At 62.5% G+C, this 15,047-nt stretch carries 11 protein-coding genes; 8 read left to right on the forward strand and 3 right to left on the reverse strand.

Annotated elements, in window-relative coordinates; all coding sequences use genetic code 11:
* Positions 1–8 precede the first annotated feature (8 nt).
* From ACO6VD_RS15370 to ACO6VD_RS15380, 3 genes are all read right to left on the reverse strand, one after another.
* Complete coding sequence (locus ACO6VD_RS15370; protein WP_400173230.1) at positions 9–686, reverse strand: Crp/Fnr family transcriptional regulator; 678 nt, start codon at positions 684–686, stop codon at positions 9–11.
* A gap of 81 nt (positions 687–767) precedes the next feature.
* Entirely contained in the window at positions 768–1,415 is a 648-nt protein-coding gene (gene narL, locus ACO6VD_RS15375) for a two-component system response regulator NarL (RefSeq protein ID WP_422420232.1), read from the reverse strand.
* A complete protein-coding gene (locus ACO6VD_RS15380; RefSeq protein WP_422420234.1) occupies positions 1,412–3,214 on the reverse strand; it encodes a HAMP domain-containing protein in 1,803 nt (600 codons plus the stop codon). Before ACO6VD_RS15380 ends, narL begins: the two co-directional genes overlap by 4 nt.
* Before the next feature lie 315 nt (positions 3,215–3,529).
* Between ACO6VD_RS15380 and ACO6VD_RS15385 the strand changes: the two genes are divergently transcribed.
* The 8 genes from ACO6VD_RS15385 (at position 3,530) to moaA (ending at position 14,970) form a co-directional block, all read left to right on the forward strand.
* The gene (locus tag ACO6VD_RS15385) at positions 3,530–4,825 is read left to right on the forward strand and encodes an MFS transporter (protein ID WP_422420235.1); all 1,296 of its coding nucleotides are present in this window, start codon (positions 3,530–3,532) and stop codon (positions 4,823–4,825) included.
* Positions 4,812–6,209 (forward strand): NarK family nitrate/nitrite MFS transporter, encoded by a 1,398-nt coding sequence (locus tag ACO6VD_RS15390; RefSeq protein ID WP_400173236.1) that lies wholly within the window; start codon positions 4,812–4,814, stop codon positions 6,207–6,209. The genes ACO6VD_RS15385 and ACO6VD_RS15390 overlap by 14 nt, the downstream gene beginning before the upstream one ends.
* Before the next feature lie 69 nt (positions 6,210–6,278).
* Positions 6,279–10,046, forward strand: coding sequence for a nitrate reductase subunit alpha (locus ACO6VD_RS15395; protein ID WP_422420236.1), 3,768 nt, complete (start codon positions 6,279–6,281; stop codon positions 10,044–10,046).
* Positions 10,047–10,057: 11 nt separating this feature from the next.
* Complete coding sequence (gene narH / locus ACO6VD_RS15400; RefSeq protein ID WP_422420238.1) at positions 10,058–11,596, forward strand: nitrate reductase subunit beta; 1,539 nt, start codon at positions 10,058–10,060, stop codon at positions 11,594–11,596.
* Between the two features lie 2 nt (positions 11,597–11,598).
* The gene (gene narJ / locus ACO6VD_RS15405; protein ID WP_422420240.1) at positions 11,599–12,354 is read left to right on the forward strand and encodes a nitrate reductase molybdenum cofactor assembly chaperone; all 756 of its coding nucleotides are present in this window, start codon (positions 11,599–11,601) and stop codon (positions 12,352–12,354) included.
* Entirely contained in the window at positions 12,347–13,027 is a 681-nt protein-coding gene (narI, locus tag ACO6VD_RS15410) for a respiratory nitrate reductase subunit gamma (protein WP_400173241.1), read from the forward strand. Before narJ ends, narI begins: the two co-directional genes overlap by 8 nt.
* Before the next feature lie 10 nt (positions 13,028–13,037).
* Positions 13,038–13,955: a peptidylprolyl isomerase gene (locus ACO6VD_RS15415; protein ID WP_422420242.1), complete on the forward strand. Its 918-nt coding sequence runs from the start codon at positions 13,038–13,040 to the stop codon at positions 13,953–13,955.
* A 22-nt stretch (positions 13,956–13,977) separates the two neighbouring features.
* On the forward strand, positions 13,978–14,970 hold the full coding sequence (gene moaA / locus ACO6VD_RS15420; protein ID WP_422420244.1) for a GTP 3',8-cyclase MoaA: 993 nt from the start codon (positions 13,978–13,980) through the stop codon (positions 14,968–14,970).
* Positions 14,971–15,047 lie beyond the last annotated feature (77 nt).

Consider the following 15,047-nt stretch of genomic DNA (forward strand, 5'->3'; position numbering starts at 1 on the left):
TAGGCCGCTCAGGCGTGATAGTCGACCAGCGCCTCAGTCGCGAGAATGCGAATGTCGCGGCGCTCCATGGCGATCAGGCCGTTCTCCACCAGGCGATGGAGAATGCGCGAGAAGGTTTCCGGTTGAATGCCCAGCTTCGAGGCTACCAGGCGTTTGGGCACCTGCAGCAGGACCCGATCGTCTTGCGGGTCACGCTCCTGCAGGAGAAAATTCACCACCCGCTGGCTGGCGCTGGCCAGGGTCAGCGTGTCGATATCCTTGAGCCGCTGGTGCAGGGTAATGCTCATGCTGGCCAGGATCGACAGGCACACCTGCGGCTGGTCTTCCAGGGCGTTGCGGTAATGGTTGCCTTCGATACTGATCACCACGCTGTCCTTGAGCGCGGTGGCGCTGACCGGGTAGTAGCGGGTCTGGCTGAACAGCAAGGCTTCGGCAAAAGACTGCCCGGGCTGGATGATTTCGACCAGGTTTTCCTGGCCCTGGGCGGTGATGCGGTACAGCTTGATCTGGCCACTGACCAGTAGAAAAAAGCGCTTGGCCGGGTCGCGCTGGTGCATGAGGGTGTCGTGACAACTCAGGCGCCGCTGCATGGCCAGGCCGCAGACTTGTTCGAAGACGCTGTCGGGCAACTGGTTGAACAGATGATGGCGCCGCAAAAACAGTACGAGTGAAGGGTGGGTCAGCATGGGATACCTCCGCTGACCGCCATGGTAGAGCGCCGTACGCCTGTGGCCTATGCCTCCACAGGCCTACCTCGAAAGGGGCAGTCAGCCCTGGTGACGCAGGTGTTCCATGGCCCAGACGGCAGCCTCGACCCGTGAGCGCAGGCCGAGTTTGTGCAGCAGATTCTTCACATGGACTTTCACCGTGCCTTCGGTAATCCCCAGCTTGTGGCCGATGACTTTGTTGCTGTAGCCGCTGGCAATGGTCTTGAGCACCTGGCGTTCGCGTTCGGTCAGCTCTACCTCAGGGTGACGGGGCGGAGAGCGCAGGGCCTGGGCCATGACCTGGGTCAGCCCCGGGCTGATGACCAGCGCGCCGTTCATGGCATCGCGGATGTACTGGATCAGCAGCTCCGGCTCCATGTCCTTGAGCAGATAGCCATCGGCATCCAGGCGCAAGGCGTCGCGGATGTCGTCTTCGGCGTCGGAGACGGTGAACAACAGGACCTTGCCGCTGTAGGACTGGTTGCGCAGGTGGCGCAGGGTCTCGATGCCATTCATCTGCGGCATGTTGTTGTCGAGCAGCACCAGGTCCGGTTGCAGCGGTTCGATCATGGCCAGGGCTTCTTCGCCGTGGTTGGCCTCGCCGACGATTTCGAAGTCGTCTTCCAGTTCGAGCATCTGGCGGATGCCACGACGCATCATCGGGTGATCGTCCACCAGCAGGATGCGGCAGTTCACAGGCGTGTTCATGTGATGTTTCCTTGGATGTGCTGGCCGAGAAATTCCGGACGGAACTCCATCTGGACGAGGGTGCCTTGCGGTTCCCTGGAAAGGATCTGCAGGTGGCCATGCAGGCTACGTGCGCGTTCATCCATGATGTTCAGGCCGTGGTGTTCGCGTGGGTCGCGGCTGCCGACGAAACCGCGGCCATCGTCCTCGATCGACAGCCGAACAATTTCGCCATCCTGGCGCAGCTGCAGCCAGGTGTTTTGCGCATGGGCGTGGCGCAGGCAGTTGGACAGGGCCTCGCGGGTGATCTGCAGGATATGGATCTGTTCGCTGGCCGACAGTTCGAAGGCCAGGTTGTCGATGTGCAGGTGCACCTCGAAGGCACCGCGGCGGGTGAATTCCTGCGCCGTGTCCTTGAGACCCTGAGCCAGGCCGGCGTCGTGAATCTGCAGGCGGAAGGTGGTCAGCAGTTCGCGCAACTGGCGGTAGGCGTTGTTCAGCCCTTCGCGCAGCTCGGCGGTCACGCCTTCGAGGGTTTCCACCGGTTCGCCACGGCGCATCAAGGTTTGCATGCGGCTGACTTGCAACTTCATGTAGGACAGCGCCTGGGCCAGGGAGTCATGCAACTCGCGGGCGATGATCGCGCGCTCTTCGAGCAGCAGCAGGCGATGGTCTTGCTCGCGCTGGCGCTTGAGTGACAGTGAGGTGCCGATCAGGTTGGCCAGGGCCTGGATAAGCTGGGTTTCCCACGCTTGTGGGGTGTGGCCATCGATAAAGTGCGCCTTCAGTTCACCCAGGGCGCTGCCCTGGTTACTGATGCTGTAGCTCTGCGGGTTGCGTTGTTCGTGGCGCTGGCACGTGGCGCAGTCGCTGCTGGCGCAGACTTTGCGGCTGTCGGCGCCATGCAGGGCGAGCAATTGCTGGGCCGGGGCTTGCAGCTGGCCTTGCAGGCACAGCGACAGGCGCAAGCCTGGCAGGCGCTGCTGGAAGCGGCGGATCAGCTCATCGAGGCCTTCGGCGTTGGCCAGGCGCGTGGCCAGGCTGCGGCTGCTTTGATAGAGCAGCTCGAGGGCGGCATTGGCCTGCTGCAGGTTCAGGGTTTTTTGCTGGACCTGAGTCTCCAGGGTGCGATGGGACTGCTCGATGGTTTCGGCCATGGCGTTGAAGCTGTTGGCCAGCTGGCCCAACTCATCTTCGGACTGATGGTTGACCCGCGCCTGGAACTCGCCGCGCTGAAAGCGCCGGGTGGCATCCACCAGCTCCTGCAGCGGGCTGATCACGCTGTTCTGCAGTTCGTACAGGCCCACCAGCAGCACGATCATGGTGATGAACAGCGCCGCGCCCTGAATCAGCTGTTGCCAGGTTTGCTTATGTTCGCTCTGGCGCTGCAGCAGATTGACGAACTGGTTGAGCTGCTCGACGAAGGGCAGGGCGCTGGCCTGGAACGCCATGGCGTCACCGCGCTCAAGCGCCGGGTTGAGGGTGTGCTGCCAGTAATCCTGCAATTGCTGGTAGCTGGCGTTGAGCGCGGCATTGCTGCCGTCTTCCAGCACCGCCTTGAGGGTATGGCTATTGAGCCGTTGCTGCAGGCTTTGACTGACGTGGTTGATTTCTTCGCGGTCGGCGCCGGAGGCCAGCTTCCAACTCAGGCGGTAGGTTTCCATACGCACCGAGCCTGCGGTATTGATCGCCGCCGCATCACCCTGGCTGAACCAGGCAATCAGACCCGCGCTCAAGGAGCTGGCCAGCGCCAGTACCGCAATCAGGATCACCGCAACGCCGGCGCGCGCGGGCAGGGAGCTGCGCAGCCAGCGGGTCATGACCGGGGCCTTTTTGCCAAGCGGGGAAAAGCATGCATGCAGGGCTCCGATGTGTGACTGCCGATGATTCTGCAGCCCGTCCCTGGCGTTCTACCTCTAAAGAGTTCCTACCCTCAGGTGCTGCGTAAATGCCCGGCCTGAAAACGCCAAGACACTAATAAATAAGGGGTTTGGAGGTTTCTCGGCTCTACCTCGTTGGAGGTAGGCGGGCAAATCATAGACCCGAACGCGATTTGGCTTCGTTGATCGGAGTCAAGTTTTTACCGGGTTTGCCTCTCTAGTCTGCCGCCAATGCTTTTAATCGGGAGACGCAACATGAATCCACCGCGTGTACGACAGGGCCTGGTACTGGGCATGAGTACGCTGGCCTTCACCGTCTGCTTCATGGTCTGGATGATGTTTGCCGTGCTCGGCGTTCCGATCAAGGAACTGCTCCACCTCAACGAAACCCAGTTTGGTCTGCTGGCCGCGACACCGGTGCTGACCGGCTCGCTGGTGCGCCTGCCGCTCGGTCTGCTGACCGACCGTTTTGGTGGCCGCATCGTGTTCTTCGTACTGATGCTGTCCTGCGTGTTGCCGCTGTACCTGATCAGCCATGCCACTGCCTACTGGCAGTTCCTTGCCCTGGGGCTGTTTGTCGGGCTGGCCGGCGGCTCGTTCTCCGTCGGCATCGCCTACGTCGCCAAATGGTTCGACAAGGACAACCAGGGCTTCGCCATGGGCGTGTTCGGTGCAGGTAACGCAGGCTCGGCCGTCACCAAGTTCCTTGCCCCGGCGTTGATTGCCGCCGGCAGCTGGCAGCTGGTGCCCAAGGTCTTCAGTGCCATCCTGTTCATTACCGCGCTGCTGTTCTGGTTCCTCTGTTCCGACAACAAAGACCACCGCAGTGCCAAAGGCGCGAGCCTCGCCGAGCAGCTCAAGGCCCTGAAGGATCCGGCGGTGTGGCGCTACTGCCAGTACTACTCGATTGTCTTCGGCGGCTACGTGGCCCTGGCGCTGTGGATGACCAAGTACTACGTCGAGGAATACGGTTTCAGCCTGCAAAGCGCAGCGCTGCTGGCCGCGTGTTTCTCCTTGCCGGGCGGTGTGCTGCGTGCCGTCGGCGGCTGGATGTCGGACCGCTGGGGCGCGCAGAGCGTGACCTGGTGGGTGCTGTGGGTCAGCTGGATCTGCCTGTTCCTGCTGTCCTACCCGCAAACCCAGCTGCAGGTGCAAACACTCAATGGCCCGCTGGATTTCCACATCGGCCTGAACCCGGTGCTGTTCACCGCACTGCTGTTCATCATCGGCATTGCCTTCGCCTTCGGCAAAGCCTCGGTCTTCAAATACATCGCCAACGACTACCCGCAAAACATGGGCGCGGTATCCGGCATCGTCGGCCTCGCCGGCGGCCTTGGCGGCTTCGTCCTGCCGATCATGTTTGGCGCCCTGGTGGACCTCACCGGCGTGCGCTCCTCGGCCTTCATGCTGATGTACGGCGTGGTCTGGGTGTCGCTCATCTGGATGTATTTCAGCGAAGTCCGCAAACGCCCGCTGCTCGGCAAACAGCCGCAGGCGACCTCGAATCCGTTTTCCAGTATTGCCCAAGGAGAAGACCATGTCGGTTCTTAAAAAGCCTGACTCAGGCCCGGTCATTCATGACTGGCGCCCAGAGGACCCCGCGTTCTGGGGGCGTAGCGGGAAAAAGACCGCTACCCGCAACTTGTGGATTTCCATTCCCGCACTGCTGCTGGCCTTTGCCGTGTGGATGGTCTGGAGCACGGTGATCGTGCGCCTGAACGCCATCGGCTTTACCTTCAGCACCGACCAGCTGTTCTGGCTGGCGGCGTTGCCGGGCCTGTCGGGCGCTACCTTGCGGGTGTTCTACTCGTTCATGGTGCCGATTTTCGGCGGCCGCCGCTGGACCGCCCTGAGCACCGCCTCGCTGCTGCTGCCGACGCTGTGGATGGGCTTTGCCGTGCAAGACCCGAGCACCCCTTACAGTGTGTTCGTGCTGATTGCGCTGCTGTGCGGCTTTGGTGGCGGCAACTTCGCCTCGAGCATGTCCAACATCAGCTTCTTCTACCCCAAGTCGCAGCAGGGCACCGCCCTGGGCCTGAATGCCGGCCTGGGTAACCTCGGCGTTTCGGTGATGCAGTTCGCCGTGCCGCTGGTGATCACCTTCGGCGTCTTCGGTGTGCTCGGTGGACACCCTCAGGTGCTGGCCGACGGTAGCCAGTTGTGGCTGCAGAACGCGGGCTTCCTGTGGGTGCCGTTCATTATTGCCGTGACCCTGCTGGCCTGGTTCGGCATGAACGATCTGTCCAGCGCCAAGGCCTCGTTCAGCGAGCAGGCGGTGATTTTCAAACGCAAGCACAACTGGCTGATGTGCTGGCTGTACCTGGCCACCTTCGGTTCGTTCATCGGTTTCTCCGCCGCTTTCCCGATGCTGATCAAAACCTCGTTCCCCGAGGTCAACGCGTTGACCTTCGCCTTCCTCGGCCCACTGGTCGGTGCCCTGGTACGCCCACTGGGCGGCTGGCTGGCGGACAAACTCGGTGGCGCACGGGTGACCCTGTGGAACTTCGTACTGATGATCGTGATGGTCTTCGGCGTGCTGCACTTCATTCCCCAGCAGGGTGCTGCCGGCAACTTCTACGGCTTCCTCGGCATGTTCATGCTGCTGTTCTTCACCACCGGCATCGGCAACGGTTCGACCTTCCGCATGATCCCGGTGATCTTCCGCACCCAACATGAAAAAGCCGCCGCCGGAAAAGGCGCGAAGGCTCACGAGCAGGCGGTGAAAAACGCCGGCAAGGAATCGGCCGCGGTGCTCGGTTTCAGCTCTGCCATGGGGGCCTTTGGCGCCTTCTTCATTCCCAAGACATTCGGCTCGTCGATGGCCATGACCGGTAGCCCGGCGCTGGCTTTCTACATGTTCGTCGGTTTCTACCTGAGCTGCATCGTCGTGACCTGGTGGTGGTACGCCCGCAAAGGCGCCGAGACCCCCTGCTGACAGGACCCGAATTCAACTTTTGCGTGGGTGGGGCACAGAACCCCGCAGCAAGCCTGAGAGGAAAGCATCATGAGTCATCTGCTCGATCAACTGCGGTTCTTCAACCGCAAGCAAGGCGAGTTTTCCGACGGTCACGGCGAGACTCGCAAAGAGTCGCGCGACTGGGAGAACGTCTACCGTTCACGCTGGCAGTACGACAAGATCGTACGTTCAACCCATGGCGTGAACTGCACCGGTTCCTGCTCGTGGAAGATCTACGTGAAGAACGGCCTGATCACCTGGGAAACCCAGCAGACCGATTACCCGCGTACCCGCAACGACCTGCCCAACCACGAACCGCGCGGCTGTCCGCGGGGTGCCAGCTACAGCTGGTACATCTACAGCGCCAACCGCCTGAAGTATCCGAAGATCCGCAAGCCGCTGCTCAAACTGTGGCGTGAGGCGCGCCAGAGCATGGCGCCGGTCGAGGCCTGGGCAAGCATTGTCGAGAACAAGGCCAAGGCCGACTCGTACAAGAGCAAGCGCGGCATGGGCGGCTTTATCCGCTCCAGCTGGGATGAAGTCACCGAGATCATCGCCGCAGCCAACGTCTATACCGTCAAGCAATACGGCCCTGACCGGGTGGTGGGCTTCTCGCCGATCCCGGCCATGTCGATGGTCAGCTACGCTGCCGGTGCCCGTTACCTGTCGCTGATCGGCGGCACCTGCCTGAGCTTCTACGACTGGTACTGCGACCTGCCACCGGCCTCGCCGATGGTCTGGGGCGAGCAGACCGACGTGCCGGAATCGGCCGACTGGTACAACTCCAACTACATCATTGCCTGGGGCTCCAACGTCCCGCAGACCCGTACCCCGGATGCGCACTTCTTCACCGAGGTGCGCTACAAGGGCACCAAGACCGTGGCCATCACCCCCGACTACTCGGAAGTGGCCAAGCTTACCGACCTGTGGCTGAACCCCAAGCAGGGTACCGACGCGGCCCTGGCCCAGGCGTTCAACCATGTAATCTTCAAAGAGTTTCATCTGGACCAGCCCAGCGCCTATTTCACCGAGTACGCCAAGCGTTATACCGACCTGCCGGTGCTGGTGCTGCTCAAACCCATGCTCGGTACCGCACCGGGTGCCGGCTACCAGCCGGACCGCTTCCTGCGGGCCTCGGACCTGGCCGACAACCTTGGCCAGGAGAACAACCCCGAGTGGAAAACCATCGCCCTCGATGCCGACGGCGAGCTGGTGTCGCCGCAAGGTTCGATTGGCTACCGCTGGGGCGAGCAGGGCAAGTGGAACATCCTGCCGCGTGAAGGTGGTGCCGGTCGCGAGATCGACCTGACCCTGAGCCTGATCGGTGGCGACGTCGCCGAAGTGGCCTTCCCGTACTTTGCCGGCGAATCCCACGAGCACTTCCAGCATGTCGCCGGTGATGCCGTGCAATACCGCCGTGTACCGGTGCGCAGCCTGACCCTGGCCGACGGTAGCCAGGTCAAGGTCGCCACGGTGTTCGACCTGTCGGCGGCCAACCTGGCCATCGACCGCGGCCTGGGTGGCGCCAACGTTGCTCGCGACTATGACGATGCCAGCGTACCCGGCACCCCGGCCTGGCAAGAGCAGATCACCGGCGTCAGCCGTGAGAAAGCCATCCAGATCGCCCGCGAATTTGCCGACAACGCCGACAAGACCCGTGGCCGCTCGATGATCATCGTCGGCGCGGCGATGAACCACTGGTACCACATGGACATGAACTACCGCGGGCTGATCAACATGCTCATGCTCTGCGGTTGCGTCGGTCAGACCGGCGGCGGCTGGGCCCACTATGTCGGCCAGGAAAAACTCCGTCCGCAGTGCGGCTGGCTGCCCCTGGCGTTCGGCCTGGACTGGAACCGTCCGCCACGGCAGATGAACGGCACCAGCTTCTTCTACGCCCACAGCTCGCAATGGCGCCACGAGAAGATGAGCATGCACGACGTGCTCTCGCCCCTGGCTGACAAGAGCCAGTTCCCCGAACACGCCCTGGACTACAACATCCGCGCCGAACGCGCCGGCTGGTTGCCCAGCGCGCCACAGCTCAACCGTAACCCGCTGCACATCTGCCGCGACGCCGCAGCCGCCGGCATGGCGCCCAAAGACTATGTGGTCAAGGGCTGGCAGGACGGCAGCCTGCGCTTTGCCTGCGAGCAGCCGGACAACCCGGTGAACTTCCCGCGCAACATGTTCATCTGGCGTTCTAACCTGCTGGGCTCTTCGGGCAAGGGTCACGAGTACATGCTCAAGTACCTGCTCGGCACCCGCAATGGCGTGATGAACGAAGACATCGGCCAGGTCGGCGACTGCAAGCCGCAGGAAGCCGAATGGGTCGACGAGGGCGCCATCGGCAAGCTCGACCTGGTCACCACCCTGGACTTCCGTATGTCCTCGACCTGCGTGTATTCCGACATCGTTCTGCCGACCGCGACCTGGTACGAGAAGGACGACATGAACACCTCGGACATGCACCCCTTCATCCATCCGCTGTCGGCGGCCATCGACCCGGCCTGGGAATCGCGTTCCGACTGGGAAATCTACAAAGGCATCGCCAAGGCGTTCTCGAAGATGGCCGAAGGTCACCTGGGCGTCGAGCAGGACCTGGTCACCGTGCCGCTGATGCACGACAGCGTCGGCGAACTGGCCCAGCCGTTCGGTGGCACCGACTGGAAAACTGCTGGCGTCGCCCCGCAGCCCGGCAAGAACGCGCCGAACATGCAAGTGGTCGAGCGCGACTACCCGAACATCTACAAACAGTTCACCTCGCTCGGCCCGCTGCTGGAAAAACTCGGCAACGGCGGCAAGGGCATCAACTGGAACACCGATGAGGAAGTGAAATTCCTCGGCGAGCTGAACTACCGCGAGAACGAGGCGGGTATCAGCCAGGGCCGGCCGAAGATCGACACTGCGATCGATGCGGCGGAAGTCATCCTCTCCCTGGCACCGGAAACCAACGGCCATGTCGCGGTCAAGGCCTGGGCGGCATTGTCCGAGTTCACCGGCATCGACCACAGCCACCTGGCACTGTCCAAGGCACACGAAGCAATCCGCTTCCGCGACATCCAGGCGCAGCCGCGCAAGATCATCTCCAGCCCGACCTGGTCGGGGCTCGAGGACGATCATGTCAGCTACAACGCGGGTTACACCAATGTCCACGAGAACATCCCGTGGCGCACCATCACCGGCCGCCAGCAGTTCTACCAGGATCACCCGTGGATGCAGGCTTTCGGTGAACAGTTGATGAGCTACCGGCCACCGGTCAACACCCAGACCATCGCCGCGGTGAAAGGCAAGCGCAGCAACGGCCAGACCGAGATCGTCCTGAACTGGATCACCCCGCACCAGAAGTGGGGCATCCACAGCACCTACAGCGACAACCTGCTGATGCTCACCCTGAGCCGTGGCGGGCCGATTGTCTGGCTCTCGGAGATCGACGCACAGCGCGCCGGCATCGAGGACAACGACTGGATCGAGTGCTTCAACGCCAACGGTGCGCTGACCGCCCGTGCGGTGGTCAGCCAGCGGGTCAAGGAGGGCATGGTGATGATGTACCACGCCCAGGAACGGATCGTGAACGTACCCGGCTCGGAAACCACCAAGACCCGCGGAGGCCATCACAACTCGGTGACCCGCGTGGTGCTCAAACCGACCCACATGATCGGCGGCTATGCCCAGCAGGCCTATGGGTTCAACTATTACGGCACGGTCGGTTGCAACCGCGATGAATTCGTCGTGGTGCGCAAGATGGCCAAGGTCGACTGGCTCGACGGTTCGCGTGGCGATGAGCTGCCACGTCCACTGCCGACCGAGATGGAATAAGGAGTGCTGTCATGAAGATCCGTTCACAAGTTGGCATGGTCCTGAACCTGGACAAATGCATTGGCTGCCACACCTGTTCGATCACCTGCAAGAACGTCTGGACCAGCCGTGAAGGCATGGAGTACGCCTGGTTCAACAACGTCGAAACCAAGCCTGGGGTCGGTTACCCGAAAGAGTGGGAAAACCAGGACAAATGGAAAGGCGGCTGGGTGCGCAACGCCAACGGCAGCATCAACCCGCGTATCGGCGGCAAGTTCCGGGTGCTGGCGAATATCTTCGCCAACCCGGATCTGCCGGGCCTTGATGACTACTACGAGCCGTTCGACTTCGATTACCAGCACCTGCATACCGCGCCGCTGGGCGAGCACCAACCGACCGCGCGGCCGCGCTCGCTGGTGTCGGGCAAACGCATGGAAAAGATCGAGTGGGGCCCGAACTGGGAAGAGATTCTTGGCACCGAGTTCGCCAAGCGCCGCAAGGACAAGAACTTCGACCAGATCCAGGCCGACATCTACGGAGAGTACGAAAACACCTTCATGATGTACCTGCCGCGCCTGTGCGAGCACTGCCTGAACCCGGCTTGTGCTGCGTCCTGCCCGAGCGGGGCGATCTACAAGCGTGAAGAGGACGGCATTGTCCTGATCGACCAGGAGAAATGCCGCGGCTGGCGCATGTGCATCAGCGGCTGCCCGTACAAGAAGATTTACTTCAACTGGAAAAGCGGCAAGTCCGAGAAGTGCATCTTCTGCTACCCACGGATCGAAGCCGGGATGCCTACCGTCTGCGCCGAAACCTGTGTCGGGCGCATTCGCTACCTTGGTGTGCTGCTGTATGACGCCGATCGCATCAGCGAAGTGGCGAGCACTGCCAGTGAGCATGACCTGTACGAGAAGCAACTGGAGATCTTCCTCGACCCTAACGACCCGGCAGTGATTCGCCAGGCCCTGGCAGATGGTGTGCCACAGTCGGTGATCAACGCCGCGCAACGTTCGCCGGTGTACAAGATGGCCGTGGACTGGAAGCTGGCGCTGCCGCTGCACCCAGAGTACCGCACGCTGCCGATGGTCTGGTACGTACCGCCACTGTCGCCGATCCAGAACGCCGCCGCGGCGGGCACTGTGGGCATGAACGGAGTGATCCCGGATGTCGACAGCCTGCGCATTCCGCTGCGTTACCTGGCCAACCTGCTCACTGCCGGCGACGAGAAACCGGTGAAGCGTGCGCTCAAGCGCCTGCTGGCGATGCGCGCCTACAAACGCTCCGAACAGGTTGAAGGTGTTCAGGACCTGCAGGTGTTGAAAGACGTTGGCTTGAGCGTGAACCAGGTCGAAGAGATGTACCGCTACCTGGCCATCGCCAACTACGAGGACCGCTACGTGGTGCCGAGCGCGCACCGTGAAGAGGCGATGAGCGACGCCTTCGCCGAACGTTCCGGTTGCGGCTTCAGCTTCGGCAGCGGTTGCAGCGGCAGCTCCGACACCAACATGTTCGGCGCCAAGAAAGCCAACCGCCGCGACATCCTCAAAACCGTACAGTTGTGGGAGGACTGAGCATGCGCATCCTAAAAGTGATTTCGCTGCTGCTTGATTACCCGACCGAGAACCTGGTCGCCGGCCGCGACGAACTGGAGCAGGCGATTCTCCAGGCGCGGGAAATCAGCCCGCGTCAGCGCGGTGCGCTGTTCGAGTTGCTGGAGCTGATCTGCAACAACGACCTGATGGATGGCCAGGAGCACTACGGCGCGTTGTTCGGCCGTGGCCGGGCGCTGTCGCTGCTGCTGTTTGAACACGTGCATGGCGAGTCGCGCGACCGTGGCCAGGCCATGGTCGACATGCTCGCGCAGTATGAAGAAGCGGGCTTTGCCATCGGCGTCAAGGAGCTGCCGGATTACATCCCGCTGTACCTGGAATACCTCTCGACCCGCGAAGACCTAGAGGCCCGTGAGGGCCTGGCCGATGTCGCGCACCTGCTGGCCTTGCTCGCCGCGCGTCTGGAGGAGCGCGAGAGCGCCTACGCCAGTTGCTTCCGCGCGTTGTTGCAGATTGCCGGTGCCGAACCGCACCAGGCTGTGGCCGATCTGCGTGAACAGGTCGCCGCCGAGCAACGTGACGACTCCCTCGAAGCCCTGGACAAGATCTGGGAAGAGGAGGCCGTGGACTTTCTCAAGGCCGAGCAACAGGAACGCTGTAGCGCAATGCCCAGTGCACCGGGCAAAGCCCGCGAAGAGAGCGCGGTACCGCTGCACTGGGTCGATTTTCAGCATCAAGGGCAGGCGAGCGCGCCGGCCGGGGAGGTGGGCAATGTCTAAATGGAATCTGTTGGCGTTCGGGGTGTATCCCTATGTCGCTCTGGCGATCTGTTTGCTGGGCAGCTGGGCGCGGTTTGACCTGTCGCAGTACACCTGGAAGGCCAGTTCCAGCCAGATGCTGTCCAGTCGCGGCATGCGTGCGGCGAGCAACCTGTTTCACGTTGGCGTGCTGTTCGTCCTGGCCGGACACTTCGTCGGCCTGCTGACCCCGGCTTCGGTTTATCACCACGTGATCAGCACCGAGAACAAGCAATTGCTGGCGATGGTCTCCGGCGGCTTTTTCGGCCTGCTGTGCCTGATCGGCTTGATCATGCTGATCCACCGGCGCCTGACCGATGCGCGGGTTCGCGCCACCTCCAACACCTCGGACATCCTGATCCTGGTGGTGCTGTTGGCGCAGCTGGTGCTCGGTTTGCTGACCATCGTCGCCTCCACCGGACACATGGACGGCTCGGTGATGGTGATGCTCGCTGACTGGGCACAGAACACCGTGTTGTTGCGTCCGGTAGAGGCCGCGGCGGCGATTGCCCCGGTCAGCCTGGTGTACAAACTGCACGTGTTCCTGGGCCTGACCCTGTTCGTGCTGTTCCCCTTCACCCGCCTGGTACACATCGTCAGTGCACCGGTCTGGTACCTGGGACGGCGCTATCAAATCGTTCGGCAGAAAATCTGAGGAGACGATCATGTCAAGCGGATGTGGATGTGGCGGCGGTAATGGTGGTGGCGGTGGTTGCGCCTCTTCAACAGTGGTTGAACCCGAGCTGGCAGTGGCGGCAGTGGCGGTCGAAGTACCCGCACAGCTGATCGCCAGCAGCGAACAGGAATGGCCGATCATCAGTGTCAATGCGGTGTCGATCAGCCCCCAGGCCATGGCCCAGGAGCTGCAGTATCACCCGGCGGCCGATCGCGAGGAGGCGCTGTTCATGGCCGCCCGCGCCCTGGTGATCCGCGAGTTGCTGCAGCAGCGGATCGCCGAGCTGGGCCTGTCGCTGCAAGTCGGCGCTGGCGAAAACGAGGAGGAAGCGGCCACGCGCTTGCTGCTGGAGCGCGAAGTGCAGGTGCCCGAGTGTGACGAGGCCACCTGCCTGCGCTACTACGACAGCAACCGCGGGCGCTTTCACAGCGCGCCGTTGCTGGCGGTGCGGCACATTCTGCTCGAATGTGCCCCGGACGACGCCGAGGCGCGCAGCCTGGCGCTGGTACAGGCCGAGATCCTGCAACAGCGTCTGGCGCAATTCCCCGAGCAGTTTGCCGAGCTCGCGCTGAAGTACTCGGCTTGCCCTTCGAAGGCGCAGGGCGGTGAACTGGGGCAGATCAGCAAGGGCCAGACGGTCCCCGAGCTGGAACGGCAGCTGTTCACCCTGGCGCCGGGGCTGGCCGACAAACCGCTGGAAAGCCGCTACGGCTGGCATGTACTGAGCGTCGATCAGCGTATCGAAGGACAGCAATTGCCCTATGAGGCGGTCGCTACGGCGATCCGCACCCAGCTGCAACAAGGTGTCTGGCAGAAGGCGGTGGTGCAGTACCTGCAGACCCTGATCGGTGCTGCGGACATTCGTGGTATCCAGCTACAAGGCGCCGATTCGCCACTGGTGCAGTAATCAGCAAGACAAGGGGAAGGTGATGAGAACGGTGATGCAGGATGGATTCGGACGGCAGATCGACTATCTGCGTATGTCAGTGACCGATCGTTGTGATTTTCGCTGTGTGTATTGCATGGCCAAGAACATGACCTTCCTGCCGCGCCAGCAGGTGCTCACCCTGGAGGAACTGCAGCGCCTGGCAACGCTGTTCGTCGGCCAGGGGGTGCGCAAGATCCGCTTGACCGGAGGGGAGCCGTTGATCCGTCCGGGGATTGTCGATCTGTGCCGTCACATTGCCGCTTTGCCGGGCTTGCGCGAGCTGGTGATGACCAGCAATGGCTCACAGCTGCAGCGCCTGGCCCGGCCGCTGGTGGACGCCGGGGTCAAGCGCATGAACATCAGCCTCGACAGCCTGGACGCCGAGCGTTTTCGTGCGATTACCCGCAACGGTGACCTCGCGCAGGTGTTGCGGGGGATCGAAGCGGCAAGCACGGCCGGCTTCGAGCGGATCAAACTCAACTGCGTGGTGATGAAGGGGCGCAACTTCGATGAGGTGCTGGCGCTGGTGCAGTACGCCATCGATCTGGGCATCGACATCACCTTTATTGAAGAGATGCCCCTGGGGGAGGTGGGGCGTTCGCGTGGCGAATCGTTCTGTTCCAGTGACGAGGTGCGGGCGCTGATTGCCAGCCGCCATACCTTGCTCGACAGCGCCGAGAACAGCGGCGGGCCGGCGCGTTATGTGCGCCTGGCGCAGCATGCGGATACGCGTATCGGCTTTATTTCGCCCAATAGTCATAACTTCTGTGCCAGTTGCAACCGGGTGCGGATGACGGTGGAGGGGCGCTTGCTGTTGTGCCTGGGGCAGGAGGACTCGCTGGACCTGCGCGGGTTGTTGCGGCGCTATCCGCTGGATGACCAGCCTATTGTCAATGCGCTGCTACAAGCCTTGCGGGGCAAGCCGTTGCGGCATGATTTCGATGCCGGGGGAGAGGTGCAGATTTTGCGCTTCATGAATATGAGCGGGGGTTGACCGGTGGGGGGGGGGGGGGGGGGGGGGGGGGGGTGGGGGGGGGGGGGTGGGGGGTGGGGGGGGGGGGCGGCGGCTCA

The organism is Pseudomonas sp. GZD-222 (assembly GCF_049310525.1).
Lineage (GTDB): Bacteria > Pseudomonadota > Gammaproteobacteria > Pseudomonadales > Pseudomonadaceae > Aquipseudomonas.

What these genes read in the sequence shown, in the direction of transcription:
- narH (WP_422420238.1), top strand. Translation starts at nt 10,058, where the DNA reads ATGAAGATCCGTTCACAAGTTGGCATGGTCCTGAACCTGGACAAATGC.
- ACO6VD_RS15380 (WP_422420234.1), bottom strand. Translation starts at nt 3,214, where the DNA reads ATGACCCGCTGGCTGCGCAGCTCCCTGCCCGCGCGCGCCGGCGTTGCG.
- ACO6VD_RS15415 (WP_422420242.1), top strand. Translation starts at nt 13,038, where the DNA reads ATGTCAAGCGGATGTGGATGTGGCGGCGGTAATGGTGGTGGCGGTGGT.
- moaA (WP_422420244.1), top strand. Translation starts at nt 13,978, where the DNA reads ATGAGAACGGTGATGCAGGATGGATTCGGACGGCAGATCGACTATCTG.
- ACO6VD_RS15390 (WP_400173236.1), top strand. Translation starts at nt 4,812, where the DNA reads ATGTCGGTTCTTAAAAAGCCTGACTCAGGCCCGGTCATTCATGACTGG.
- ACO6VD_RS15385 (WP_422420235.1), top strand. Translation starts at nt 3,530, where the DNA reads ATGAATCCACCGCGTGTACGACAGGGCCTGGTACTGGGCATGAGTACG.
- narL (WP_422420232.1), bottom strand. Translation starts at nt 1,415, where the DNA reads ATGAACACGCCTGTGAACTGCCGCATCCTGCTGGTGGACGATCACCCG.
- ACO6VD_RS15395 (WP_422420236.1), top strand. Translation starts at nt 6,279, where the DNA reads ATGAGTCATCTGCTCGATCAACTGCGGTTCTTCAACCGCAAGCAAGGC.
- narJ (WP_422420240.1), top strand. Translation starts at nt 11,599, where the DNA reads ATGCGCATCCTAAAAGTGATTTCGCTGCTGCTTGATTACCCGACCGAG.
- narI (WP_400173241.1), top strand. Translation starts at nt 12,347, where the DNA reads ATGTCTAAATGGAATCTGTTGGCGTTCGGGGTGTATCCCTATGTCGCT.
- ACO6VD_RS15370 (WP_400173230.1), bottom strand. Translation starts at nt 686, where the DNA reads ATGCTGACCCACCCTTCACTCGTACTGTTTTTGCGGCGCCATCATCTG.